Below are 26,197 nucleotides of genomic sequence, written 5' to 3' on the forward strand. Positions count from 1 at the left end.
GTTCGTCAACAACTTTTTAACTACTTCGTTGCGACGGCTGGGGTTCAACTTCCTGCACCGCCGAGGCCGCTACGACCAGCCCGACAGCACCGCTTCCCTTCTTCCCCCGCGCCGCGTTTCCGTTAGCGCGAAAGAGGCGTGATTCTAAGCACCCGCCCCGCTCTCCGCAACCCCCTTTGTGAAAATATTTTGAAAAGCCCCCGTGCGCTGCCGCGCACGGGGGCTTTGGGTTCATTGCACCAGGCGATCATGGCGGCGACCGACACCCGTCGCTCGCCAAGCTCCACCCGGCCGCCGGCGAATCAACGGTTCTTGAATACCGGTTTCCGCTTCTCGACGAATGCCGCCATCCCTTCCTTCTGATCTTCGGTAGCGAACAACGAATGGAACAGTCGACGCTCGAAATGGACACCCTCGGCCAGCGTCGTCTCGTATGCGCGGTTCACCGACTCCTTGACCATCATGACCGCCGGCAGCGAAAACTCGGCGATCGTCGTCGCAGCGGCAATCGCCTCGTCGAGCAGCTTGTCGGCAGGCAGCACACGCGACACCAGCCCGGCCCGCTCCGCCTCGGCTGCATCCATGAAACGTGCGGTCAGGCACATGTCCATGGCCTTCGCCTTCGAGACCGCGCGCGGCAGGCGCTGCGTACCGCCTGCGCCAGGCATCACGCCCAGCTTGATCTCGGGTTGACCGAACTTGGCCGTTTCCGCCGCGAAGATGATGTCGCACATCATCGCGAGTTCGCAGCCACCGCCGAGCGCGAAGCCCGCCACGGCAGCGATGATCGGCTTGCGGATCTCGCGGACGGTCTCCCAGTTACGGGTGATGTAGTCGCCGCGGTAAACATCCATATAGGAATAGGTCGCCATCATGCCGATGTCGGCCCCGGCCGCGAACGCCTTCTCGCTCCCCGTCACGACGATTGCGCCGATCTCGTCGTCCGCGTCGAACGCCTTCAGCGCAGCGCCCAATTCATCCATCAATGCATCGTTCAGCGCATTCAGCGCCTTCGGACGGTTGAGCGTGACCAGCCCGACTCGCCCCCGGGTCTCCACCAGGATGTTCTCGTAAGACATCTATTTCTCCTCGATCAATGAAATGAGAAACGCCTCGCACATGCGAATAGTTTGATGCTACCATTCTCCGACCAACCGGTCGGTTAATTAATCGATCCAACCCTTCTCAACGTCCATCAGGCCGCCGTCATGACCCATGCACTGTTCACGAAGCACGAAGACACGCTGAAACACGCCCTCGCCGCCATCGAGAGCCGCGGGTACTGGAGCCCGTTCGCGGAAATGCCGAGTCCCAAAGTGTACGGGGAAAGCGCGAACGCCGATGGCGAAGCGGCGTTCAAAGCACACCTCGGCAACACGTTCGTGCTCGACCAGCCGGCGTCCGACGGAACCGTCGGCGCGGAGCAGTCGCCGTACGGGGTCGCGCTGGACATCCGCTACCCGAAATCGACGCCCGACGAACTGATTGCCGCGGCCGCCGCGGCCCAGCGTGCATGGCGCGAAGCCGGCCCGAGCGCCTGGATCGGCATCAGCCTGGAAATTCTCGCGCGACTGAATCGTGCGAGCTTCGAGATTGCCTACAGCGTGATGCACACGACGGGCCAGGCGTTCATGATGGCCTTCCAGGCCGGCGGCCCGCACGCGCAGGATCGCGCACTCGAAGCGGTCGCCTACGCATGGGACGAATTGCGTCGCATCCCCGCCGATGCGCACTGGGAGAAGCCGCAAGGCAAGAACCCGCCGCTCGCGATGCACAAGCGCTATACGATCGTCCCGCGCGGCACCGGCCTCGTGCTCGGCTGCTGCACGTTCCCGACCTGGAACGGCTACCCGGGCCTGTTCGCCGACCTGGCGACCGGCAACACGGTGATCGTCAAACCCCATCCGGGCGCGATCCTGCCGCTCGCGATCACGGTCCGCATCGCCCGCGACGTGCTGCGCGAAGCCGGCTTCGATCCGAACGTCGTCACGCTCCTCGCGACCGAGCCGAACGACGGCGCCCTCGTGCAGGACCTCGCGCTGCGTCCTGAAATCAAGCTGATCGACTTCACGGGCAGCACGCAAAACGGCACGTGGCTCGAACGCAATGCCCACCAAGCACAGGTGTATACCGAGAAGGCAGGCGTCAACCAGATCGTGATCGACTCGACCGACGACCTGAAGGCTGCAGCCAAGAACATCGCGTTCTCGCTGGCGCTGTACTCCGGCCAGATGTGCACGGCACCGCAGAACATCTATGTGCCGCGCGACGGCATCCGGACGGCAGACGGTCATGCGAGCTTCGACGAAGTCGCACAGGCCATCGCCGTCTCCGTGCAGAAGCTGACCGGCGACCCGGCGCGCTCGGTCGAACTGATCGGCGCGATCCAGAACGACGGCGTGACCGCGCGCATCGACGACGCGCGCAAGCTCGGCCGCGTGCTCGCCGACAGCCAGACGCTCCAGCACCCGGCGTTCGCCGACGCTCGCGTGCGCACGCCGCTCGTGCTGCAACTCGACGTGGCCGACCGTGCGAAGTTCACGCAGGAATGGTTCGGCCCGATCTCGTTCGTGATCGCGACCGACTCGACCGCGCAGTCGCTCGATCTCGCCGGCGAAATCGCCGCGGAACATGGCGCATTGACGCTGTCCGTCTACAGCACCGACGACAAGGTCCTCGACGCTGCGCACGATGCGGCGGTGCGTGGCGGCGTCGCGCTGTCGATCAACCTGACGGGCGGCGTGTTCGTCAACCAGTCGGCCGCCTTCTCCGACTTCCACGGCACCGGCGCGAACCCGGCCGCCAACGCGGCGCTGGCCGACCCGGCGTTCGTCGCCAATCGGTTCCGCGTGGTGCAAAGCCGCGTCCATGTTGCGCCGAAGGCAGTGCCTGCGGAAGCCGGCCAGACGGCATAACCCGAATGGCCGACGTGCAAACGCCGCCACGTTCTCTACCATGAACGAATCCGTCAACCGGCGGGTTCGTTGCACATCGACACACCCATGACCGACGCCTACATCTGCGACGCGATTCGCACCCCCATCGGCCGCTACGGCGGCGCCCTGAAAGACGTTCGTGCCGACGATCTCGGCGCGGTGCCGCTCAAGGCGCTGATCGAACGCAACCGCAACGTCGACTGGTCGGCCATCGACGACGTGATCTACGGCTGCGCGAACCAGGCCGGCGAGGACAACCGCAACGTCGCGCGCATGTCCGCGCTGCTTGCGGGCCTGCCGACCGCCGTGCCGGGCACGACGCTGAACCGGCTGTGCGGCTCGGGCATGGACGCCGTCGGCACCGCCGCGCGCGCGATCAAGGCGGGCGAGGCGCGCTTGATGATCGCGGGCGGCGTCGAAAGCATGACGCGCGCGCCGTTCGTGATGGGCAAGGCCGCCAGCGCGTTTGCGCGCCAGGCCGCCATTTTCGACACGACGATCGGCTGGCGTTTCGTCAATCCGCTGATGAAACAGCAATACGGCGTCGATTCGATGCCGGAGACGGCCGAAAACGTCGCGGTCGACTACGACATCAGCCGCGCCGACCAGGACCTGTTCGCGGTGCGCAGCCAGCAGAAAGCCGCGCGCGCGCAGCGGGACGGCACGCTCGCCGAGGAAATCGTCCCGGTGACGATTCCGCAGAAGAAAGGCGACGCGCTCGTCGTAGCCGTCGACGAGCATCCGCGCGAAACGTCGCTCGAAGCGCTCGCGAAGCTGAAGGGCGTCGTGCGCCCGGACGGCTCGGTGACGGCCGGCAACGCGTCGGGCGTCAACGACGGCGCATGCGCACTGCTGCTCGCCAACGCGGAAGCCGCCGATCAATACGCGCTGCGCCGCCGTGCGCGCGTCGTCGGCATGGCGACCGCCGGCGTCGAGCCGCGCGTGATGGGCATCGGCCCGGCGCCGGCCGCGCAGAAACTGTTGCGCCAGCTCGGGATGACGATCGACCAGTTCGACGTGATCGAGCTGAACGAGGCATTCGCGTCGCAGGGTCTCGCGGTGCTGCGCATGCTCGGCGTCGCCGACGACGATCCGCGCGTGAACCCGAACGGCGGCGCGATCGCGCTCGGCCACCCGCTCGGTGCATCGGGCGCCCGGCTCGTGACCACGGCACTTCATCAACTCGAGCGTACGGGCGGCCGCTTTGCGCTCTGTACGATGTGCATCGGCGTCGGCCAGGGCATCGCGATCGCCATCGAACGCGTGTAACCCGCGCGCCTATAACGAAGTCATGAAGGAGACACTGCATGTCATATCAGGCGATCCAGCTGGATATCGATCAGGCTGCCCACGTGGCCACGATCACCCTCAACCGTCCGGACAAGCTGAACAGCTTCACGCGGGCAATGCACCGCGAACTGCAGTCGGCACTCGATGAAGTCGAGACGGCCGGCGCGCGTGCGCTGATCCTGACGGGTGCGGGGCGCGGCTTCTGCGCAGGCCAGGACCTGGCCGACCTCGACTTCACGCCGGGCGCGTCCACCGACCTCGGCACGCTGATCGACGAGCATTTCAATCCACTGATCCGCCGCCTGCAACGCATGCCGATTCCGGTGATCGCCGCCGTCAACGGCACGGCGGCCGGCGCCGGCGCGAATCTCGCGCTCGCCTGCGACATCGTGTTCGCCGCGCGCTCGAGCAGTTTCATCCAGGCCTTCGTCAAGATCGGGCTCGTGCCCGATTCGGGCGGCACATGGTTCCTGCCGCAACGCGTCGGCATGGCACGCGCGCTGGGGCTCGCCCTGACCGGCGACAAGCTCGGCGCCGAACAGGCCGAACAATGGGGCTTGATCTGGCGCGCGGTCGACGACGATGCGCTCGCCGCGTCGGCCCGTCAAGTTGCCAACCAGCTCGCGCAGCAACCGACGCTCGCGATCGCGTCGATCAAGCAGTCGATGCGCGACAGCGTCACGAATACGCTCGACCAGCAGCTCGACCTCGAGCGTGACCTGCAGCGCAAGCTCGGCCAGTCGTACGACTACGCGGAAGGCGTGAAGGCGTTCATCGAGAAGCGCGCGCCGCGGTTCGAGGGACGTTGACATGACCACCTCCACCGACACGCTCGACCCCGATGCGCTCGCCCGTGCGACAGCACGGGCCATGTACGACGCGGACGCCTGCAGCCGCGCGTTCGGCATGGAAATCGCCGAAGTGCGCGCCGGCTACGCACGCCTGCAGATGCGCGTACGGCCGGAATTCCTGAACGGGCACCAGACCTGCCACGGCGGCATCATCTTCACGCTCGCCGATTCGACGTTCGCGTTCGCGTGCAACTCGTACAACCTGAATACCGTTGCCGCGGGCTGCTCGATCGAATACCTGCGCCCCGTCTACGGCAACGACCTGCTGACGGCCGAGGCGATCGAGCAGACACGCAGCGGCCGGCATGGCGTCTACGACATCCGCGTCACGAACCAGACAGGCGAAACGGTCGCGATGTTTCGCGGCAAATCGGCCCAGATCAAGGGCACGGTCCTCCCGGAAGACCGCTGACGTCCACGGCTCGCTCATAACAATCACTGGAGACAGGCATGACTACCCCGCTACCGCTCGAGCCGATCGAGACCGCTTCACGCGACGAGCTGACCGCGTTACAGCTCGAACGCCTGAAATGGTCGCTCCGGCATGCGTATGAGCACTCCCCCGTCTATCGCCGCAAATTCGACGAAGCGGGCGTGCATCCCGACGACCTGAAGACACTCACGGATCTGTCGCGCTTCCCGTTCACGACCAAGAGCGACCTGCGCGACAGCTACCCGTTCGGCATGTTCGCGGTGCCTCAGGACCAGATCTCGCGCATTCACGCGTCGTCGGGCACGACCGGCAAGCCGACCGTCGTCGGCTATACGGCACGCGACATCGATACGTGGGCGAATCTCGTCGCGCGCTCGATCCGCGCAGCCGGCGCGCGGCGCGGCGACAAGGTTCATGTCAGCTACGGCTACGGTTTGTTCACCGGCGGGCTCGGCGCACACTACGGCGCCGAACGCGCAGGGCTCACCGTAATCCCGTTCGGCGGCGGCCAGACCGAGAAGCAGGTGCAGCTGATCCAGGATTTCCGGCCCGACATCATCATGGTGACGCCAAGCTACATGCTGTCGATCGCCGACGAGATCGAGCGCCAGGGTCTCGATCCCGCGCAGAGTTCGCTGCGCATCGGCATCTTCGGCGCGGAACCGTGGACGAACGACATGCGCGTGGCCATCGAGCAGCGGATGGGCATCGACGCGGTCGACATCTATGGGCTGTCCGAAGTGATGGGCCCGGGCGTCGCGTCGGAATGCGTCGAGACCAAGGACGGCCCGACCATCTGGGAAGACTACTTCTACCCGGAAATCATCGACCCCGAAACCGGCGAAGTGCTGCCGGACGGCGAACTCGGCGAGCTCGTCTTCACGTCGCTGACCAAGGAAGCGCTGCCGATCATCCGCTATCGCACCCGCGACCTCACGCGCCTGCTGCCAGGCACCGCGCGCACGATGCGCCGGATGGAAAAGATCACCGGGCGCTCGGACGACATGATGATCGTGCGGGGCGTCAACGTCTTCCCGACGCAGATCGAGGAACAGCTGCTGAAGCAGCGCGCGCTGGCACCGCACTATCAGATCGTGCTGACGAAGGAAGGTCCGCTCGACGTGCTGACGCTCAACGTCGAGCCGTGTCCCGAAACCGCCCCCGACACGGCCGCGATCCACGCGGCCAGACAGGCGCTCGCACACGACATCAAGTCGCTGATCGGCGTGACGGCTGTCATCAACGTATTGCCCGTGAACGGAATCGAGCGCTCGGTCGGCAAGGCGCGACGCGTCATCGACAAGCGCAAGGGCTGATACCGGCTACGGCACGAGGGCGCTCCGGAATAGCGATCATGCGCGGCCCTCGAAAAAACAGCCCGACCGGCCAAAACCGGTCGGGCTGCCTCGTCTCGATGCGCCGGCTACACGTGCGTGCCGGCGTCACCGCGGATCACGAATTCGGGAACAGCAGCCACATCCGGCCGATCTGCTTCATCCGTCCGGCCTGGTCGCCGGCGTCGTCGCCGAGCCCCCAGAAATAGTCGGCCCGCACGCCGCCCTTGATCGCGGAACCCGTGTCCTGCGCGAACACGAGCCGGTTCATCGGCGTATTCGTCAGCGGACGCGTGGTCTGCAGGAACACCGGCGTGCCGAGCGGGATCGACGACGGATCGACCGCGATCGAACGCTCCGCCGTGAGCGGCACGCCGAGCGCACCGATCGGGCCGTCCGCCCCGCCGTGCGGTGCATCTTCCTTCGTCGGCATGTCGCGGAAGAACACGAATCGCGGATTCGTGTCGAGCAACGCATCCACGCGAGTCGGGTTCGCCTTCGCCCACGCCTTGATGCCCTGCATCGTCGCCTGGGCGGGCGTCAGCTCGCCGCGATCGAGCAGCCACTTGCCGATCGAGCGATACGGCTGGTTGTTGGTGCCGCCGAAACCCACCCGCATCACCGAACCGTCGTCGAGCAGCACGCGTCCCGAGCCCTGCACCTGCAGGAAGAACGCCTCGATCGGATCGTCGACCCACACGAGTTCGTTGCCGTTCAGGATGCCGGCGCGCTCGAGCTGCGCGCGAGCGGGCAGCGCGGCACCGGCGCGATAGCCGGCCGGCCAGCGGTACAGCGCGTACTGGTAAGGACCGCGACGCACGCGGGAGCCATGCAGCAGCGGCTCGTAATAGCCGGTCACGAGCCCGTCGAGCGTGCCGTCGGTGTTCGCCAGCTGAAACGGCGTGAAATACGTTTCGAAGAAGGTACGCGCGCTGCTGACGTCGAGTTCGTCGAGGCGATCGGCGGCCGCGCAGGCGCGCTGCCACGCCGGCTGCCGCGCAAGCCGCGCGCAGTTCTGCCGCAGCGCGGCCGTCGCGCCGATCAGCGAATCGTCCTGCCACCCCGGCACCTGTTGCCATGCGACCGGCGTCAGCCGCTTCGCGGCGACCTGCCCCGGCACGATCGCCGCACCGGTCGGCGGCTTGAGCGTCGACGTGCGCGTCGGCGCGCCGCCGCACGCGGCAAGCAGCGCCGCCGTCGCGACCGCCGCAACCCAGCCGGCCGCCCGCGGCCCAAACCACATACAATGTCCGTTCTTGATGGAAACCGCCATGTCAGATTTTCTCGACCAATATCCGATGCTCATCTTCGCGCTCGAGGCTTTCGTAGCGCTTGCCCTGCTGATCTTCATCGTCGTGTGGACGTCGTCGGGCAGGAAGAAGCACGCCCGCGGCAACGACCGCCAGCCGCGCTGACCGGCCCCGCACGCTCAATGCAGCGTGCGCGGCATGTGCAGCGCAAACTCGTCGACCGGCGCGTCGAACCGCTCGCCGTCCTCCGCCACGCAAAAGTACGCGCCGCGCATCGTGCCGACCGGCGTCGCGATCACGGCCCAGCTCGTGTATTCGAACTGTTCGCCCGGCTGCAGCAGCGGCTGGTGCCCGACGACACCGAGCCCCTTCACTTCCTGCACGTGGTTTTCGCTGTCCGTGATGATCCAGTGACGCGCGATCAGCTGCGCCGCGACCTGCCCGGTATTGCGGATGGTCAGCGTGTACGCGAATGCGTATTGACGCCGATCGGGGTCGGATTGTTCCGGCAAGTAGCTGGTTTTCACCGACACGGTGAACTGATACTGACTCATGATGTTTCCGCTGTAGGTAACCGCCGCACCGACTCGAGCGGCAGGGCCGCGGGCGCGCCGCACTGGTTCGGCATTCTATGCGGAATCGGGCCGCATCCGCACGGCCCGTCGCCGCGCACCGGGTCGCCGGACGGTAGAATGGCGATTTTGCGCCGCAGCGTCCCCGCTCCCCTGTCATGACTCAATTCCGCATCGCTCCCAGCATTCTGTCGGCCGACTTTGCACGGCTCGGCGAAGAAGTCCGCAACGTGGTCGCCGCCGGCGCCGACTGGATTCATTTCGACGTGATGGACAACCATTATGTGCCGAACCTCACGATCGGCCCCCTCGTCTGCGAGGCGATCCGCCCGCACGTGCAGGTGCCGATCGACGTGCACCTGATGGTGCGCCCGGTCGACCGGATCGTGCCCGATTTCGCGAAAGCCGGCGCGAACCTGATCAGCTTCCACCCGGAAGGCTCGGACCACATCGATCGTACGCTGTCGCTGATCCGCGATCACGGCTGCAAGGCCGGCCTCGTGTTCAACCCGGCCACGCCGCTGAACTATCTCGATCACGTGATGGATCGCCTCGACTTCGTGCTGCTGATGTCGGTGAACCCGGGCTTCGGCGGCCAGTCGTTCATTCCGGAAACGCTGAACAAGCTGCGCGAAGCGCGCGCCCGCATCGACGCGTACACCGAGCGCACCGGCCGCGAGATCCTGCTCGAGGTCGACGGCGGCGTGAAGGCCGACAACATCGCGGAAATCGCGGCGGCCGGCGCGGACACCTTCGTCGCGGGTTCGGCGATCTTCGGCAAGCCCGATTACCGCACGGTGATCGACGAGATGCGTGCCGCGCTCGCCACCGTCGCGCGGAGCTGACGCCGTGGCCGATTCCTCGCTGGCCGGGGCCGCAGCCGACGGCACGGTCCGTTTCGCGACGCCGCGCATCGACGCGGCGCTGATCGACCTCGACGGCACGATGGTCGACACGGCCGACGATTTCACGGCCGGGCTGAACGGAATGCTCGCGCAGCTCGGCGCGCCGGCCACGTCGCGCGACGAGGTGATCGGCTACGTCGGCAAGGGCTCCGAGCATCTGATCCAGAGCGTGCTGAAGCCGCGCTTCACGCCCGACGAAGCGCACGCGCGCTTCGACGACGCGCTCGCGATCTACCAGACCGAGTACGCGAAGATCAACGGCCGCCACACGCGTCTCTATCCGGACGTCGCAACCGGCCTCGATGCGTTGCGCACGGCCGGCATCCGGCTCGCATGCGTGACGAACAAGCCGCACCGCTTCGCGGTCGAGCTGCTCGAGCAATACGGGCTGATCGATCACTTCGGCATCGTGCTCGGCGGCGACAGCGTCGCGCGCAAGAAGCCCGATCCGCTGCCGATGCTGACGGCGTGTGAAGCGCTCGGCGTCGCGCCGGACGCGGCGGTCGCGATCGGCGACTCGGAAAACGACGCGCTGGCGGGCCGCGCGGCCGGGATGGCGACGCTCACGGTGCCATACGGCTACAACCACGGCAAAGCTATACAAACGATAAATTCGGATGGTATAGTCGATTCGTTGCTGGTCGCGGCCCGCGCGATTACCGCGCACAACGCCGGCCGGCCAACCCTCTGATTATTTCTTCCATCCGCATGTTTCTGAATAAAAAACGGAGTCTGAGCAGCATCGACCGGGGAGCCTGGCCCTGGCGTCGCTGGTCGCGCTAACCTCTTCGATGAGGTACGCTGAGGCACGTCTTCAGCGCCGTTTTTTATCTCGCTGCGCAGCCGCGCGCCGATCGTCGCACCACCTCGAGTTCTACCGCGTCCGAACGCTTGCGTTCAGGACCGGCCGCAGGCTCGCGACGTTCACGCCCGGCGTGCCGGCCGGCAACAGGCACTTCTCGATCGACCGCCCTTTCGCCGACGGCAGCCCGCGTAGCGTCAAGTGATCCCTGGCGCACTCCGCCGCTCGTCCCGAACAGGACCGGAACATGACCGAACTCGAATTCCAATCGCTTGCGAACGAAGGCTACAACCGCATCCCGCTGATCGCGGAAGCGCTCGCCGACCTCGAAACGCCGCTGTCCCTCTACCTGAAGCTGGCCCAGCCTGAACGCGCGGGCGCCAACTCGTTCCTGCTCGAGTCGGTGGTCGGCGGCGAACGCTTCGGCCGCTATTCGTTCATCGGCCTGCCCGCCCGCACGCTGGTGCGCACCCGCAACGGCGTGTCCGAAGTGGTGCGCGACGGCCAGGTCGTCGAGACGCACGACGGCGACCCGTTCGAATTCATCGAGTCGTTCCAGGCGCGCTTCAAGGTGGCGCAGCGCCCGGGCCTGCCGCGCTTCTGCGGCGGCCTCGCCGGCTATTTCGGTTACGACGCGGTGCGCTACATCGAGAAGAAACTTGCGAACACCGCGCCGCGCGACGATCTCGGCCTGCCCGACATCCAGCTGCTGCTCACCGAAGAAGTCGCGGTGATCGACAACCTCGCCGGCAAGCTCTATCTGATCATCTATGCGGACCCGGCCCAGCCGGAAGCCTATACGAAGGCCAAGCAGCGCCTGCGCGAGCTGAAGCAGCGCCTGCGCACGACCGTGCAGCCGCCCGTCACGTCGGCGAGTGTGCGCACCGAGACGTTCCGCGAGTTCAAGAAGGAAGACTATCTGGCCGCCGTGCGCCAGGCGAAGGAATACATCGCGGCCGGCGAACTGATGCAGATCCAGGTCGGCCAGCGTCTGACGAAGCCGTATCGCGACAATCCGCTGTCGCTGTATCGCGCGCTGCGTTCGCTGAATCCGTCGCCGTACATGTACTACTACAACTTCGGCGATTTCCACGTGGTCGGCGCGTCGCCGGAAATCCTGGTGCGCCAGGAAAAGCGCGGCGAAGACCAGATCGTCACGATCCGTCCGCTCGCCGGCACGCGTCCGCGCGGCAACACGCCCGAGCGCGATGCGGAACTCGCGACCGAACTGCTGAACGATCCGAAGGAAATCGCCGAGCACGTGATGCTGATCGACCTCGCGCGCAACGACGTCGGCCGCATCGCGGAAATCGGCTCGGTGCAGGTGACCGACAAGATGGTGATCGAGAAGTACTCGCACGTGCAGCACATCGTCAGCTCGGTCGAAGGCAAGCTGAAGCCCGGCATGACGAACTACGACGTGCTGCGCGCGACGTTCCCGGCCGGCACGCTGTCCGGCGCGCCGAAGGTGCGCGCGATGGAACTGATCGACGAGCTCGAGCCGATCAAGCGCGGGCTGTACGGCGGCGCCGTCGGCTACCTGTCGTTCTCGGGCGAGATGGATCTCGCGATCGCAATCCGCACGGGCCTGATCCACAACGGCAACCTGTACGTGCAAGCGGCGGCCGGCGTCGTCGCGGACTCGGTGCCCGAATCCGAATGGCAAGAGACCGAGAACAAGGCGCGCGCGGTGCTGCGTGCGGCCGAACAGGTCCAGGACGGCCTCGATAGCGACTTCTGACCGGAGACTGACCATGCTGCTCATGATCGACAACTACGATTCGTTCACCTACAACCTGGTCCAGTACTTCGGCGAACTGGGCGAGGACGTGCACACCTATCGCAACGACGAAATCACGCTCGACGACATCGCGCGCCTGAACCCCGCCGCCATCTGCCTGTCGCCCGGCCCGAGCAACCCGCAGCACGCGGGCATCACGCTCGACGTGCTGCGCGAATTCGCGGGCAAGAAGCCGATCCTCGGCGTCTGCCTCGGCCATCAGGCGATCGGCGAAGCGTTCGGCGGCCGCGTCGTGCGCGCGAAGACCATCATGCACGGCAAGGTGAGCCGGATCGAAACCGATTGCCGCGGCGTGTTCGCCGACCTGCCGAAGCATTTCGACGTCACGCGCTACCACTCGCTCGCGATCGAACGCGAATCGCTGCCCGACTGCCTCGAGGTGTCCGCATGGACCGACGACGGCGAGATCATGGGCGTGCGCCACAAGACGCTGCCGGTCGAAGGCGTGCAGTTCCACCCGGAATCGATCCTCTCCGAGCACGGCCATGCGCTGCTCGAGAATTTCCTGAAGCAGAATCGCGCAGCGGCCCGCGCGGCCGCACCGGCAGCCTGACGGGAGACGCACGATGACGATTACCCCGCAGGAAGCGCTGCAACGCACGATCGAGCACCGCGAGATCTTCCACGACGAAATGCTGCACCTGATGCGGCTCATCATGCGCGGCGACATGTCGCCCGTGATGGCGGCCGCGATCATCACCGGGCTGCGCGTGAAGAAGGAGACGATCGGCGAGATCGCCGCCGCCGCGACCGTGATGCGCGAATTCGCGAACCACGTCGAAGTGCAGGACAACTCGAACTTCGTCGACATCGTCGGCACGGGCGGCGACGGCGCGCACACGTTCAACATCTCGACCGCGTCGATGTTCATCACGGCGGCGGCCGGCGCGAAGGTCGCGAAGCACGGCAACCGCGGCGTGTCGAGCAAGTCCGGCAGCGCCGACGTGCTCGAGGCGCTCGGCGTGAACATCGACCTGCAGCCCGACCAGGTTGCCGCATCGATCGCCGAAACCGGCATGGGCTTCATGTTCGCGCCGAACCATCATCCGGCGATGAAGAACATCGCGGCCGTGCGCCGCGAGCTCGGCGTGCGGACGATCTTCAACATTCTCGGCCCGCTGACCAATCCGGCCGGCGCGCCGAACCAGCTGATGGGCGTGTTCCACCCCGACCTCGTCGGCATCCAGGTGCGCGTGATGCAGCGCCTCGGTGCGCAGCACGTGCTGGTCGTGTACGGCAAGGACGGGATGGATGAAGTATCGCTGGGCGCCGCGACGCTCGTCGGCGAATTGCGCGACGGCAAGGTGCACGAATACGAGATCCATCCGGAGGACTTCGGCCTGCAGATGGTATCGAACCGCACGCTGAAGGTGGAAAATGCCGAGGAATCGCGCACGATGCTGCTCGGCGCGCTGGACAACCAGCCGGGCGTCGCACGCGAGATCGTCACGCTGAACGCCGGCACCGCGCTCTATGCAGCCAATATCGCCGAATCGATCGCCGACGGCATCCAGCTCGCCCGCGAAGCGATCGCGAGCGGCAAGGCACGCGCGAAGGTCGACGAACTCGTGCGCTTCACGCAGCAGTTCAAGCGCTGACTCCCTTTACGAATCAAGCAGGAACCCACATGAGCGACATTCTCGACCGAATCATCGCCGTCAAGCGCGAAGAAGTCGCGGCGGCCATGCGCAGCACGCCGCTCGAGGCACTGAAACTGGACGCATCGGCGCGCGACCTGCGCGACTTCGTCGGCGCACTGCGCGCGAAGCAGGCAGCGGGCCATGCGGCGGTAATCGCCGAAGTGAAGAAGGCGAGCCCGTCGAAGGGCGTGCTGCGCGAGCATTTCGTGCCGGCCGACATCGCGCGCTCGTATGCGGCCCACGGCGCGGCGTGCCTGTCGGTGCTGACCGACGAGCAATTCTTCCAGGGCAGCGTCCGCTATCTCGAGGAAGCGCGTGCGGCGTGCACGCTGCCGGTGCTGCGCAAGGACTTCATCGTCGACGCGTACCAGATCCTCGAGGCGCGCGCGATGGGCGCCGACGCGATCCTGCTGATCGCGGCCGCGCTCGACACGCCGCTGATGCAGGACCTCGAGGCGTACGCGCACTCGCTCGGCCTCGCGGTGCTGGTCGAAGTTCACGACCGCGACGAGATGGAACAGGCGCTGACGCTGAAGACGCCGCTGCTCGGCATCAACAACCGCAACCTGCGCACGTTCGAGACGACGATCCAGACCACGCTCGACATGCTCGACATGATTCCGCCGGACCGCATGGTCGTGACCGAGTCGGGCATCCTGTCGCGCACCGACGTCGACACGATGCGCGCGGCGAACGTGAACGCGTTCCTCGTCGGCGAAGCGTTCATGCGCGCCGACCAGCCGGGCGAGGAACTGGCGCGGATGTTCTTCTGATGGCGATCGAAAAGGAAATCAAGCTCGCGCTGCCGGCCGGCCAGGCCGATGCGGCGCGGCGCTTTTTCGAGACGCTGACCGGCGAAACCGGTAACGTGATCGCGCTGGCGAACGTCTACTACGACACGCCCGACCTCGCGCTGGCGCGCTCGAAGAGCGCGGTGCGCGTGCGCCGCACGCCGCACGGCTGGCTGCAGACCTTCAAGACGGTCGGCAGCGCGGAAGCCGGCCTGCATCGCCGCCATGAATGGGAATTGCCCGTCGCCGGCGATGCGCTCGAAATCGACGCGCTCGTCACCGCGTGCGACGTGCCGGAGGCTGCCGGCGCGCTGCGCGATGCGGCGCCCGCGCTGCACGCGCTGTTCCGGACGGATTTTTCGCGTACGCTGTGGCGCATCGCAATCGGCGGCGCAACCGTCGAGGCCGCGGTGGACGTCGGCGAGATCGTCGTCCAGGCGGAACACGATACGCGCCGCGAACCGATCAGCGAAATCGAACTCGAACTGATCGACGGCCCGGAAGCGGCGCTCGCGACACTCGCCGCCGAACTGCAGCAAGCGCTGCCGGGCCTCGCCCCCGAAAACATCAGCAAGGCGCAACGCGGCTACCGGCTGCGCGCGCAATAAACCCGCATCACGCATGGCAACCCGCAAGACTTTCCGCACGCCGCAGCAGGCGTCGCTGTTCGATGATCCCGTGCCGGAAACGGCGCAGGACGATGTTCCCGCCCCGGCGCCTGCGCCGGCCGCAGCCGGGCGCAAGCCCGCAAAGAAGGCCGCGGCCGCCGCGCCGGTTTCCGCCGCGCCGGTTTCCGCCGCGCCGCAGCCCGCTGCCGCCGACGCTCCCGGCACTCCCGCCGCCCCTGTTGTCGCGGATGTCCCGCACCTCGCCGCGCAATTCGACGCGCTGCCGGCCGTCTGGCGCGACGTGCTGAAACCCTTCACCGACAGCGACGCGTATGCGCCGCTGTGCCGCTTCGTCGACGACGAACGCGCGGCCGGCAAGACGGTCTACCCGACCGACGTGTTCCGCGCGCTGCGCCTGACGAGCCCGGACGACGTGAAGATCGTGATCCTCGGCCAGGACCCGTACCACGGCGACGACCGCGGCACGCCGCAGGCGCACGGCCTCGCGTTCTCGGTGCCGCCGGCCGTGCGCACGCCGCCGTCGCTGCGCAACATCTTCAAGGAGATCGCCGCGAATTTCGGCCACGACACGCCGCGTCACGGCTGCCTCGATACCTGGGCGCGCCAGGGCGTGCTGCTGCTCAACACCGTGCTGACGGTCGAGCGCGGTGCGGCCGCGAGCCACGCGAAGCGCGGCTGGGAGCAATGCACGGACACGCTGATCCGCGAACTCGCCAACCGCCATCGCGGCCTCGTGTTCATGCTGTGGGGCGCGCATGCGCAGGCCAAGCGCGCGCTGTTCGATGCGAGCGCGCACTGCGTGCTCGAGGCGCCGCATCCGTCGCCGCTGTCCGCTCACCGCGGTTTCCTCGGTTGCCGCCACTTCGCGCTCGCGAACGACTATCTGGTCGACGCGGGACGCGCGCCGATCGACTGGCGCCTGCCGGAGGTGGCCGAAACGCTTGCGTAACCGCGTTGCGCGGTTAGCGCTTCACGTTTCGCGTTCGTCCGCATCAAGCAAAAACGCCGCGCCCCTTTCGGGACGCGGCGTTTTTTTCATCCGTCGGACGCAGCGGGTGCGGCGCACCCGCGTCGGCCTCAGACGGCAGCGATCGCTTCGCGTGCGCTGGCGAGCGCGGCGCTCTGCGCATCCGGCCCGAGGTTCAGGCCTTCAGCGTGGATGAAGTTCACGTCGGTCAGGCCGATGAAGCCGAGGAACGAGCGCAGGTACGGCGTCTGGCTGTCGTTCGGCGTACCCAGGTACTTGCCGCCGCGGGCCGTCACCACGTGAACCTTCTTGCCCTTGATCAGGCCTTCCGGACCGTTCTCGGTGTAGCGGAACGTGACGCCTGCGCGGGCGATCCAGTCGAAATACGTCTTCAGTTGCGACGACACGCCGAAGTTGTACATCGGTGCGCCGATCACGACGATGTCGGCCGCCTGCAGTTCGGCGATCAGCGCATCGCTCTTCGCGACGATCGCATTCTGTTCCGCGCTGCGCTGGTCGGCCGGCGTGAAGAATGCGCCGAGCACCGATTCGTCGAGGTGCGGCAGCGCGTCGGCCAGCAGGTCGCGAACCACGACCTTCGAACCGGGGTTCGATTGTTGCAGCTTTGCCGTCAGTTCGTTGGCCAGCAGCGTGGATTGCGCACCTTGCGAGCGCGCCGCGGAATTGATTTGCAGAATGGTCGTCATGTCAGGCTCCGGTTTGGTTGCGCTTCGGTAGCGCGAGTGACGCCATTGTGCGTGGCCGCATGGCCGCGAAAAAGCGGGTTCAGGGCGACGGATTGTTGCAGCAACAGAACAATCCATGATCGCGCCCCGAAACCCGCCCGTGCATGCTCAGCCCTTCAGCCAGGCTTCGCGGGCCTTCTGCGCGGCAGCCGGTTTCGCGGCGGCCGCGAGCCGGTAGCGCGCGATTTCCGGCCCGTCCAGTTTCAGTTTCGCGGTCCGCAGCTCGTCGCGGCGGAATACGTGCACCTCGACCTTGTCGCCCGGCCGGTAACGCGCGAGCAGCATGTCGAGGTTCGTGCCGGTGACGCGCAGCCCGTCGAGCGCGATCAGCGTGTCGCCCGCCGACAGCCCCGCGCGATGCGCGCCGCCGCCTTCGTAGACCGCCGCCAGCGTGCAGTCCGCGCCGCCGCGCAGCCGCGCGCCGATGGTCGGCTTCGCGGTCGCACCCGCTGCAACCTCCGGCGTGAGCGTCACGCCGAACGGCGCGAGCAGGTCGGCGAGCGGCAGGTCGCGCGTGCCGTGCACGGCGTCGGCGAACAGCCGGCCGAGCGCGACGCCCGTCGCTTCCTCGATCAGCGTCTCGACCTCGTTTTCCTCGACACCCGCCTGCTTGCCGCGATAGAACTCGCGGCCGTAGCGTTGCCACAGCAGACGCATCACGTCGTCGAGCGACTTGCGGTTGCGCGTCTGCGCGCGAATCGCGAGATCGAACGCAAGCGCGACGAGCGAACCCTTCGTGTAATAGCTGACGATCGCGTTGGTCGCGTTCTCGTCCTGACGGTAGTACTTGATCCACGCGTCGAACGAGCTGTCCGCGACGCTCTGCTTCAGGCGCCCCGTACCGCGCAGCACGCCGCCGACGGTACGGCCGAGCGCCGCGAAATATTCGTCCTGCGACATCAGTCCGCTGCGAACCAGCATCAGGTCGTCGTAATACGACGTGAAGCCTTCGAACAGCCACAGCAGCGACGTGTAGTTTTCGCGCGCGAGGTCGTACGGCACGAACGCGGCCGGTTTGATGCGCTTCACGTTCCACGTATGGAAATACTCGTGGCTGCAAAGGCCGAGGTACGTGCGATAGCCTTCCGTCGTTTCCGGCCGGCCCTTCACCGGCAGGTCGGTGCGGTTGCAGATCAGCGCGGTCGACGCACGGTGCTCGAGGCCGCCGTAGCCGTCGCTGACCGCGAGCGTCATGAACACGTAGCGGTCCATCGGCGCCTGCTTCGATTTCGGTTCGAACAGCGCGATCTGCGCTTCGCACACGCGCTTCAGGTCGGTACGCAGCCGCTCCATGTCGAGCTGCGTCACACGCCCGGCGATCACGATGTCGTGCGGCACACCGTGCGCGTCGAACGTCGCCAGCGCGAATTCGCCGATCGTCACCGGATGGTCGGCGAGCTCGTCGTAGTTCGCTGCGCGATACGCGCCGAACCCGTAGCGCCTGGTCCCGCGTGCCTCGGGCAGCGACGTGCCGACGCGCCACGTGCGAAACGCCGGGCCCGCCGGTTTCGCGATGTCGACCTCGCATGGCGCATCCTCGCGGCCGGCGGCGCACAGGAACACGGCCGTGGCGTTGAAGAAGCCGCCCGAGTCGTCGAGATACGCGGAGCGGACCGACAGGTCCCATGCGTACACGTCATAGCGCAACGTCAGCGCGCCGTTCACCGGCGCGGCCTGCCACGTGTTCTTGTCGGTTTTCGCGATCCGCACCTTGCGGCCCGCGTCGTTGAACGCGGCGAGCGTCACGATGTTGCGCGCGAACTCGCGCACGAGGTAGCTGCCCGGAATCCATACCGGCAGCGAGAAGCGCTGGCCTTCGGGATCGGGATCGGTGACCGTCACCGTCACTTCGAACAGGTGCGCGGCAAGATCTTTCGGGGCAATCGAATAGCGGATCGGCTGGGTCATCGTGGCAATCGGTCGAAAATCGGACGGGAAATCAGACGGAATATGGCGGCGAAAACGAAGAGAGGCGCCGGCAGAGATCGCGGGCGCCCCTCGCTGGCCGGGCCATGCGGTCCGGCGTGTCGCCGGTTACTTGCTCGACGCGAGCGCCTGGTTCAGCTGGTCGGCCGACACCGCGCCCGGCAGGCGGCGGCCGTCGGGCAGGAAGATCGTCGGCGTGCCGGTGACGTTCATCCCGCGGCCGAGCGCGAGGTTCTTGTCGAGCGCGGTCGTATCGCAGGCGCCGGCGCCGGTCGGCACGCGATGGTCGAGCATCCAGCCCTCCCAGGATTTCGCGCGGTCGGTCGCGCACCAGATCGCCTTCGACTTCGTGGTCGAATCGGGCGACAGCACCGGGTACAGGAACGTGTAGACGGTCACGTTGTCGACCGACTGCAGCGTCGTCTCGAGGCGCTTGCAGTACGGACAGTTCGGATCGGAGAACACCGCGATCTTGCGGGCGCCGTTACCTTTGACGACCTTGATCGCGTTGGCGAGCGGCAGGCTCGCGAAGTCGATCTTGTTGAGGTCGGACAGGCGCGCGTCGGTCAGGTTCTTGTGCGTCTTGGTGTCGACGAGATCGCCGAGCAGCACGTAGTCGCCGGCTGCATCGCTATAGATGATCTGCGTGCCGAGGTTCACTTCGTACAGGCCCGCGACGGGCGACTTCGACACGCTCTTGATCGGCGCGTCATTGCCGAGACGCGCTTGCAGCGTGGCTTTCAGCTTGTCGGTGGTCTGGTCGGCCTGCGCGGTACAGCCGAGCGTCGCCATCGTGACGGCCAGCGCCAGCGATGCGATGCGGATCGTTTTTTTCATACTGTCGTTCCTTCAGCTCAATCGGAGTGCACGTCACAGTGTACGCCGTAACGGAGCCCAGTCCGACAGGCCGAGGGCGCGAAGGTTCGCTCAGCCGAGCGCGGCCGACACGAGCCAGCGCTTCACGAGCGGTTGCGCGCCGACGAACGCCATGCCCGCGTTGCGGACCGCCTTCGCGAACGAGCCCGGAACCGCGAACAGCCGCTGCAGCCCGTCGGTCGCGACCATCAGTGCGCGGATGTCCTCGCGGCGCGAGCGCTCGTAGCGGCGCAGCAGCACCGTATCGCCGAGGTTGCGGAAGCTCTCCTTGTTCGCGATCGCATCGGCGAGTGCCGCGACGTCGCGCAGCCCGAGGTTCATCCCCTGCCCCGCGAGCGGATGGATCAGGTGCGCGGCATCGCCGACGAGCGCGACGCGCGGGGCGATCAGCTTGTCGACGGTCTGCAGCGCGAGCGGGAAGCCGGCCGCCGGCGTCACGCATTCCAGCGTGCCGACCTGGCCGTGCGACACGCGCTCGACTTCCGCCGCGAGCTGCGCGGGATCGAGCGCGAGCAGTTCGTCCGCATGCGCGGTGTGCGCGGACCATACGAGCGACACGTGACCGTCCGGCAGCGGCAGCAACGCAATGATCTCGCCTTCGTGAAACCACTGACAGGCCGTCTCGCGGTGCGGCAGCGACGCCTTGAAGTTCGCGACGACGCCCGTCTGCCGGTAATCGCGCCGCTCGACCCTGGCCCCCATTTGAGAACGCACCCACGAATGCGCGCCGTCCGCGCCGACCACGAGGTCCGCTTCGAGCACCTTGCCCGACGACAGCGTCAGCACGGCCGCGTCGTCGCGCACGTCGAAGCCCTGTGCACGCGCGTCGAACCACGTGAGGTTCGGCTGGAACCGCAGCGCCGCGTCCAGCGACGTCTCGATCAGCGACGATTCGGCGATCCAGGCCAGTTGCGGCACGGATGCCTGGTACGCGGAGAAATGCAGCTCCGCGTGCGCGTCGCCGTACACGCGCATGTCGTACACCGGCGCGAGCCGGCCATGGTCGAGCGCCTGCCAGACCCGCAGCCGCTCCAGCAATGCCTGCGAGCTGGACGACAGCGCGTAGATGCGGGTGTCGAACGCGAGATCGGCGGGGCGCGGCGTGGCCGGCTGGGCGAGCAAGGCGGTCTTGTAGCCGGACTGGGTCAGTGCGAGCGCGGCCGTCTTGCCGACGAGCCCGCCGCCGACCACGGCGACGTCGAAGGTGTGGTGGGCAGTCATGGCGGGCATTATAGCCGTGGGGCCAATCCCTTACGCGGCCGGACTTTGCGGGAAATCAGCAGAATCGCAGGCGGGTCCGGCAGCGCGGCGGCCCGTCGCATCGGGCGTTCGGGTGAAGGCCGGAAACCGGGGCGTCGGCACGGTACAATAGCGCCTTTGAACGTCGGCCCGCCGCGCCCCGCGCGCCGGCCGTCCCTATTTTCCCGCGCCGCCGTGCCTTGTCCGGCCGCGCCGCTCCACCCGTCCGAAGGATTCCATGAGTCTCAAATGCGGCATCGTCGGCTTGCCCAACGTCGGCAAGTCCACCCTGTTCAATGCGCTGACCAAGGCCGGCATCGCCGCCGAGAACTACCCGTTCTGCACGATCGAGCCGAACGTCGGCATCGTCGAAGTGCCTGACACGCGCCTGAAGGCGCTCGCCGAGATCATCAACCCCGAGCGCATCGTGCCGGCCGTCGTCGAATTCGTCGACATCGCGGGCCTCGTCGCGGGCGCGAGCAAGGGTGAAGGCCTCGGCAACCAGTTCCTCGCGAACATCCGCGAAACCGATGCGATCACGCACGTCGTGCGCTGCTTCGAGGACGACAACGTCATCCACGTCGCCGGCAAGGTCAGCCCGATCGACGACATCGAAGTGATCAACACCGAACTCGCGCTCGCCGACCTCGGCACCGTCGAGAAGGCGCTCACGCGCTACTCGAAGGCCGCGAAGTCCGGCAACGACAAGGAAGCGGTGAAGCTCGCCGCGGTGCTCGAGAAGGTGCGCGCGCACCTCGACCAGGGCAAGGCCGTGCGCGGCCTCGATCTGTCGGACGACGAGCAGGCGCTGCTCAAGCCGTTCTGCCTGATCACCGCGAAGCCGGCGATGTACGTCGCGAACGTGAAGGACGACGGCTTCGAGAACAACCCGCACCTCGAAGCGGTGCGCAAGTACGCGGAAAGCGAGAACTCGCCGGTGGTCGCGGTGTGCGCGGCGATCGAGGCGGAAATCGCCGATCTCGACGATGCGGACAAGGAAGCGTTCCTCGCCGACATGGGCATGGAAGAGCCGGGCCTCGACCGCGTGATCCGCGCGGGCTTCAAGCTGCTCGGCCTGCAGACCTACTTCACCGCGGGCGTGAAGGAAGTGCGCGCGTGGACGATCCACATCGGCGACACGGCGCCGCAAGCGGCCGGCGTGATTCATACGGACTTCGAGCGCGGCTTCATTCGCGCGCAGACGATCGCATTCGACGACTTCGTCGCGTACAAGGGCGAACAAGGTGCGAAGGAAGCCGGGAAGATGCGCGCGGAAGGGAAGGAATACGTCGTGCACGACGGGGATGTGATGAACTTCCTGTTCAACGTCTGAACCTCGCTCCGATACCCATGCACAAAGCCCGCATTTTGCGGGCTTTTTGATTTTCGATTCCGGCAACTGCATCGCATTACTGCATCGCGCAATCCGGCGTGCGCCCAACGCGGTTGCGCGGATGGTAACTTGACCAGACGAACTGACTGAAATAGCTCTCCGCGACCTCCGTCCATGTCCTGAGTCCATCGGCTTCCTGCAGCACATGCCTGGCGTTAACCAGCAACCACGACATCACGGCCTGGCTGTCGCGACACTTCGCGCATTCTCCTGAAGTACAGCAGCGCGCCAGCGTATGCAGGTCTGCGCGATACGCGTTGAATTTCGGCAACGCGGGCCACCCCGAGGCAAACCGTTCCGCATTCTGCGGATGACCTTCGCTGACACTCGGGCAACTGGCATAGCCGAATGTTCCCCAGGCGGTTTCCCCACGCATGAGTGCTGCCAGGTAGTACGGATGGCTCGCCACGGTTTCAGGGTATTTGGCCTTCAATTCGAGCAATACGTTCAGGAGTTGCTCCTCACCACGTCGCCGAAGCGGCCCGGCAACATCGTATGGACTGTAGTAATTGAACAGCAGTCGATTTCCGTTATCCCGGATCCTGCGCACCGTTTCTTCGATATAAGCCATTCCATCGATCGACACGGCAAAGACGAAACCTGCCCGTTCGTCGTCGCGATAATTAGCCAACGCCTTGTCGAACAAGCCAGTGAAACGCTTTCCGTTCGGGCCGATCGCGCGTAGTTCGTCATCGAGCGGGCCGCCACCGAACACCGAGACCGCAATGGTGACATCTTCGAAACCCTCGTAAGGAATTCGTCGAAGCCCGTTTGTCGAAACGGACACCTTCGGCATGTATTTCCTGAACACGCTTATCCGGTCCAGATAAAGCGCGGGCTCGCCGCCTATCAGCAATGGCGCGTTGATCCCACGCGCCGCCTCATCCTTCACGCGTGCCTCGAGATGCAACGTATCGTTCAACTCATCCGACGCGACGTCGAATTCGTTTTCGAAGAACCAGCACCCCTTGCAGCGCAAATTGCATCGATTGGTGAGATGGTAAAGCGACGCGCGCGTCTCCCTCGCTTCGTTTCTGACTGCTTTGAAGCGCATCTTCATGTCGATTGAATCGTCCATCGTGGTCTCCTGATTTGAGGACGCAAGCGGGCCTGAGCGTCAACTTAGCAATCCTCTGGTGAGTTCCGGCCACAGCGACGCATGCTGGCGGCGGAACATGCCGACGTGACCGATTGCTCGGCCATCGCATTTTTCCGGGCTGATGAAATGGACGTGACATCTGGCTCGCGGCAACCATCGCAGCCAGTCTTCGATATTGGCCGGCGTCGCGAGCGGATCGTCAGTCGCTGCGACTACGGTGACGGGAGCGGAGAATTCGTTGTAGTAATGACGCGCAATGCCGACCCCGAACTCGTTCGCTACGTATCCGGGGCGGCGACACCATCGGGCCCACTGAAGCCCGACGCGTGCAGGCAGATCGTCGCCCCAGCCGAGCACCCGGGCAGGCACATAGCCGAGCAGACGTGCGGTAACCGGGACGTAGACATTTGCCAGCGACAATGCGGCAATTCGATTCGGCCACCGGATGTTGCCGACGTATCCGGATGAAGCGGATATCGCACACAGCGAGCGTACCGACGCGTGATTCGGCATCAGTCCGACCAGTTGTGCGCCGGCACTATGACCGATCAGATGCGCTTCGCTCGCGCCGGTTTCTCGAAGAAGCCAGTCAAGCGCTGCGGGCATGTCAAGCTGCCCCCAGTCTTGTTTGCGGGCACGCGACTGGCGAACGTGACGCGCGTCGAGCGACGCCCCCATCCCCCGATAATCGAATACGAATACCGAATATCCCGTTGCGCGCAGCCAATCCGCGAATGGATAATAAAAGGACTGGCGAAGGCCCGTTGCAGGGCAAATGAGTACCGGTAAACAAGTGGCACCGGCCGCAGGAAAATACGTGCCCCCCAAGGGAAAACCGTCGCGTGCATGAAATGCAGCGCGTACACGGGGTATCGGCCGCCCGCTCATCGCTCTGGGCTCGATAGGGTGAACACGCGAAGATGCGCCCCGTATTCGGTAACGAACCTACGGCCTGGTTTCTGAATCCAGCCGTATAACAAAGGATTCCAAATCGATTCGCCCATCGATTCACCCCGGTTATCGAAGTGATCAATGTATTAAGTCGCCGCCGCCAATGAAATCAGACAAGTTCGATTTTTGACCACAAATGTCGATGCCGCCGCTGTCGCCGAAAAATCCATGTCGACACGGGAAACGGCATCCGCTTGTTCTGAAAGACAAATGGCCGGACCGGCTTTTGCCGATCAGGCCATTTGTTACGACGGGAACCTCTCCGCCAACCGACAGCGAACGCTCAGGCCCGCTGCCGCATCGTCACTTCATCACATCGCCGACACCCGCCGCCCCGCCCCCGCTCGCGCATCGCGACCGCGCTTGTTCAGCCAAGACGCAAACAGCACGAGCAGCGCGAGCACGGCCGTCGCACCGACCTCCATCCGGTGTTCCTCGCTGACGAACATCACGGTCAGCGTGCCGCAGATGAACAGGATCACCGCCCACGTGAGCCACGGGAACAGCCACATCCGCAGCGTCAGGTCGGCGCCGCCCGATTCGAGCGTCCTGCGCATCCGCAGCTGCGAGATCGCGATCACGAGATACACGAGCAGCGCGATCGCACCCGACGTCGCCAGCAGGAAGCCGAACACCTGCTCCGGCATCAGGTAGTTCGCGATCACGGTCAGGAAACCGAATGCGGTCGATGCCAGCACGGCCGCACGCGGCGTACCGGTCGAATCGGTGCTGTGCAGGAACGCAGGTGCGTCCTTGCGCTTGGACAGCGAGAACAGCATCCGCGATGCTGTGTACAGCGCGGAATTCAGGCAGCTCGCGACCGACACGAGCACGATCACGTCGATGATCGCCTTCGCGTTCGGAATGCCGATCAGCTCCATCGCACGCTGATACGAGCCGTGCTTCGGCAGCAGCGGATCGTTCCACGGCACGATCGCCGCGACGACGAGGATCGAGCCGAGATAGAACAGCGTGATACGCCAGATGACGGAATTGGTCGCACGCACGATCTGGCGTTGCGGGTTGTCCGACTCGGCGGCCGCGATCGTCACGATCTCGGTACCGAGGAACGAGAACATCGTCGTCAGCATCGCCGCGAGCACCGCGCCGGCGCCGTTCGGCATGAAGCCCTGGTGCGCGAAGAGGTTCGACACGCCCGATACGGCCGGCGCGGGCACGATGCCGACGATCGCCGCACCGCCGATGCACAGGAACACGACGATCGCGACAACCTTGATCAGCGCGAACCAGAATTCGAATTCGCCGTAGTTCTTGACCGAGAAGAGGTTGGTGATCGTCAGCAGCAGCGTGATGCCGAGCGCGAAGATCCAGGTCGCGACGCCGGGGAACCACGCATTGAGGATGGTAGCCGCAGCGGTTGCCTCGATCGGGATCACGAGCACCCAGAACCACCAGTACAGCCAGCCGATGGAGAAGCCCGCCCAGTGACCGATCGCGCGATCGGCATAGGTCGAGAACGAACCGCTGTCCGGATGCGCGACGGCCATCTCGCCGAGCATGCGCATCACCAGCACGACCAGGACGCCCGCGATCGCATACGCGAGGATCGAAGCCGGGCCGGCTTCCGCGATTGCGTGGCCGGAGCCGACGAACAAGCCCGCGCCGATGACGCCGGCAATCGACATCATCGTCACGTGCCGCTGCTTCAGACCCGTGCCGAGGCCTGTCTTGCTTCCACTCATGTGTCTCTCTCCAAAAAACGGTTCCGGTATGACCGGGTGTCGCGTGAAGGCGGCGGGGAGTTG

The 26,197-nt window shown here is 65.9% G+C and carries 25 protein-coding genes; 15 read left to right on the forward strand and 10 right to left on the reverse strand.

Annotated elements, in window-relative coordinates:
- Window positions 1-302: 302 nt before the first annotated feature.
- Window positions 303-1,079, reverse strand: a complete 777-nt coding sequence (locus DID98_RS26585) for an enoyl-CoA hydratase (RefSeq protein ID WP_044845869.1) — start codon at window positions 1,077-1,079, stop codon at window positions 303-305.
- A gap of 129 nt (window positions 1,080-1,208) precedes the next feature.
- Between DID98_RS26585 and paaN the strand changes: the two genes are divergently transcribed.
- The 5 genes from paaN to paaK all read left to right on the forward strand — a co-directional run bounded on the left by paaN (window position 1,209) and on the right by paaK (window position 6,826).
- Complete coding sequence (paaN, locus tag DID98_RS26590; protein WP_124487915.1) at window positions 1,209-2,915, forward strand: phenylacetic acid degradation protein PaaN; 1,707 nt, start codon at window positions 1,209-1,211, stop codon at window positions 2,913-2,915.
- Between the two features lie 87 nt (window positions 2,916-3,002).
- Window positions 3,003-4,205: a 3-oxoadipyl-CoA thiolase gene (pcaF, locus tag DID98_RS26595; protein WP_124571698.1), complete on the forward strand. Its 1,203-nt coding sequence runs from the start codon at window positions 3,003-3,005 to the stop codon at window positions 4,203-4,205.
- A 38-nt stretch (window positions 4,206-4,243) separates the two neighbouring features.
- Window positions 4,244-5,035: a 2-(1,2-epoxy-1,2-dihydrophenyl)acetyl-CoA isomerase PaaG gene (gene paaG, locus DID98_RS26600; protein ID WP_124487913.1), complete on the forward strand. Its 792-nt coding sequence runs from the start codon at window positions 4,244-4,246 to the stop codon at window positions 5,033-5,035.
- Window position 5,036: 1 nt separating this feature from the next.
- Window positions 5,037-5,489 (forward strand): hydroxyphenylacetyl-CoA thioesterase PaaI, encoded by a 453-nt coding sequence (paaI, locus tag DID98_RS26605; RefSeq protein ID WP_185640894.1) that lies wholly within the window; start codon window positions 5,037-5,039, stop codon window positions 5,487-5,489.
- Between the two features lie 38 nt (window positions 5,490-5,527).
- Window positions 5,528-6,826, forward strand: a complete 1,299-nt coding sequence (paaK, locus tag DID98_RS26610; protein WP_044845874.1) for a phenylacetate--CoA ligase PaaK — start codon at window positions 5,528-5,530, stop codon at window positions 6,824-6,826.
- Window positions 6,827-6,962: 136 nt separating this feature from the next.
- Here paaK and DID98_RS26615 read toward each other — a convergent pair whose 3' ends face one another.
- The gene (locus DID98_RS26615) at window positions 6,963-8,087 is read right to left on the reverse strand and encodes a murein transglycosylase A (protein ID WP_235879358.1); all 1,125 of its coding nucleotides are present in this window, start codon (window positions 8,085-8,087) and stop codon (window positions 6,963-6,965) included.
- Window positions 8,088-8,115: 28 nt separating this feature from the next.
- Between DID98_RS26615 and DID98_RS36380 the strand changes: the two genes are divergently transcribed.
- On the forward strand, window positions 8,116-8,259 hold the full coding sequence (locus DID98_RS36380) for a hypothetical protein (RefSeq protein ID WP_006758475.1): 144 nt from the start codon (window positions 8,116-8,118) through the stop codon (window positions 8,257-8,259).
- Window positions 8,260-8,273: 14 nt separating this feature from the next.
- Here DID98_RS36380 and apaG read toward each other — a convergent pair whose 3' ends face one another.
- A complete protein-coding gene (gene apaG, locus DID98_RS26620) occupies window positions 8,274-8,648 on the reverse strand; it encodes a Co2+/Mg2+ efflux protein ApaG (RefSeq protein ID WP_057924835.1) in 375 nt (124 codons plus the stop codon).
- A gap of 176 nt (window positions 8,649-8,824) precedes the next feature.
- On the opposite strand from apaG, the gene rpe reads away from it, so the two are divergent.
- The 8 genes from rpe (at window position 8,825) to DID98_RS26660 (ending at window position 16,183) form a co-directional block, all read left to right on the forward strand.
- Window positions 8,825-9,511 carry a ribulose-phosphate 3-epimerase gene (gene rpe, locus DID98_RS26625; protein ID WP_044845875.1) on the forward strand — a complete coding sequence of 229 codons (687 nt, stop codon included), beginning with the start codon at window positions 8,825-8,827 and terminating at the stop codon, window positions 9,509-9,511.
- A 4-nt stretch (window positions 9,512-9,515) separates the two neighbouring features.
- On the forward strand, window positions 9,516-10,262 hold the full coding sequence (locus tag DID98_RS26630) for a phosphoglycolate phosphatase (RefSeq protein WP_124571699.1): 747 nt from the start codon (window positions 9,516-9,518) through the stop codon (window positions 10,260-10,262).
- A gap of 358 nt (window positions 10,263-10,620) precedes the next feature.
- Window positions 10,621-12,114 carry an anthranilate synthase component I gene (gene trpE / locus DID98_RS26635; protein ID WP_059449739.1) on the forward strand — a complete coding sequence of 498 codons (1,494 nt, stop codon included), beginning with the start codon at window positions 10,621-10,623 and terminating at the stop codon, window positions 12,112-12,114.
- Between the two features lie 13 nt (window positions 12,115-12,127).
- Window positions 12,128-12,727 (forward strand): aminodeoxychorismate/anthranilate synthase component II, encoded by a 600-nt coding sequence (locus DID98_RS26640; RefSeq protein ID WP_044845877.1) that lies wholly within the window; start codon window positions 12,128-12,130, stop codon window positions 12,725-12,727.
- Window positions 12,728-12,740: 13 nt separating this feature from the next.
- Window positions 12,741-13,772, forward strand: coding sequence for an anthranilate phosphoribosyltransferase (trpD, locus tag DID98_RS26645; protein ID WP_039318793.1), 1,032 nt, complete (start codon window positions 12,741-12,743; stop codon window positions 13,770-13,772).
- 29 nt (window positions 13,773-13,801) lie between these two features.
- On the forward strand, window positions 13,802-14,587 hold the full coding sequence (gene trpC / locus DID98_RS26650; RefSeq protein WP_124571700.1) for an indole-3-glycerol phosphate synthase TrpC: 786 nt from the start codon (window positions 13,802-13,804) through the stop codon (window positions 14,585-14,587).
- On the forward strand, window positions 14,587-15,213 hold the full coding sequence (locus DID98_RS26655; RefSeq protein ID WP_044845879.1) for a CYTH domain-containing protein: 627 nt from the start codon (window positions 14,587-14,589) through the stop codon (window positions 15,211-15,213). The genes trpC and DID98_RS26655 overlap by 1 nt, the downstream gene beginning before the upstream one ends.
- A 13-nt stretch (window positions 15,214-15,226) precedes the next feature.
- Window positions 15,227-16,183 (forward strand): uracil-DNA glycosylase, encoded by a 957-nt coding sequence (locus DID98_RS26660; protein ID WP_124571701.1) that lies wholly within the window; start codon window positions 15,227-15,229, stop codon window positions 16,181-16,183.
- 128 nt (window positions 16,184-16,311) lie between these two features.
- Here DID98_RS26660 and DID98_RS26665 read toward each other — a convergent pair whose 3' ends face one another.
- From DID98_RS26665 to DID98_RS26680, 4 genes are all read right to left on the reverse strand, one after another.
- A complete protein-coding gene (locus tag DID98_RS26665; protein WP_124487907.1) occupies window positions 16,312-16,908 on the reverse strand; it encodes an FMN-dependent NADH-azoreductase in 597 nt (198 codons plus the stop codon).
- Window positions 16,909-17,055: 147 nt separating this feature from the next.
- A complete protein-coding gene (locus DID98_RS26670) occupies window positions 17,056-18,855 on the reverse strand; it encodes a M61 family metallopeptidase (RefSeq protein ID WP_124571702.1) in 1,800 nt (599 codons plus the stop codon).
- A 126-nt stretch (window positions 18,856-18,981) separates the two neighbouring features.
- Complete coding sequence (locus DID98_RS26675) at window positions 18,982-19,710, reverse strand: DsbC family protein (protein ID WP_044845883.1); 729 nt, start codon at window positions 19,708-19,710, stop codon at window positions 18,982-18,984.
- 90 nt (window positions 19,711-19,800) lie between these two features.
- Window positions 19,801-20,979, reverse strand: coding sequence for a UbiH/UbiF family hydroxylase (locus DID98_RS26680; RefSeq protein WP_124487905.1), 1,179 nt, complete (start codon window positions 20,977-20,979; stop codon window positions 19,801-19,803).
- A 247-nt stretch (window positions 20,980-21,226) separates the two neighbouring features.
- Here DID98_RS26680 and ychF point away from each other — a divergent pair, with 247 nt between their 5' ends.
- Window positions 21,227-22,321, forward strand: a complete 1,095-nt coding sequence (gene ychF / locus DID98_RS26685; RefSeq protein WP_059532716.1) for a redox-regulated ATPase YchF — start codon at window positions 21,227-21,229, stop codon at window positions 22,319-22,321.
- 76 nt (window positions 22,322-22,397) lie between these two features.
- On the opposite strand, the gene DID98_RS26690 is transcribed toward ychF, so the two are convergent.
- The 3 genes from DID98_RS26690 to gabP form a co-directional block, all read right to left on the reverse strand.
- Complete coding sequence (locus DID98_RS26690; RefSeq protein WP_124487904.1) at window positions 22,398-23,459, reverse strand: radical SAM protein; 1,062 nt, start codon at window positions 23,457-23,459, stop codon at window positions 22,398-22,400.
- A gap of 39 nt (window positions 23,460-23,498) precedes the next feature.
- Window positions 23,499-24,368, reverse strand: a complete 870-nt coding sequence (locus DID98_RS26695) for an alpha/beta fold hydrolase (protein WP_124571703.1) — start codon at window positions 24,366-24,368, stop codon at window positions 23,499-23,501.
- 374 nt (window positions 24,369-24,742) lie between these two features.
- Window positions 24,743-26,134 carry a GABA permease gene (gabP, locus tag DID98_RS26700; protein WP_044845887.1) on the reverse strand — a complete coding sequence of 464 codons (1,392 nt, stop codon included), beginning with the start codon at window positions 26,132-26,134 and terminating at the stop codon, window positions 24,743-24,745.
- Between the last annotated feature and the right edge of the window lie 63 nt (window positions 26,135-26,197).

Source organism: Burkholderia sp. Bp8984, from assembly GCF_003853755.1.
Taxonomy (GTDB): Bacteria; Pseudomonadota; Gammaproteobacteria; order Burkholderiales; family Burkholderiaceae; genus Burkholderia.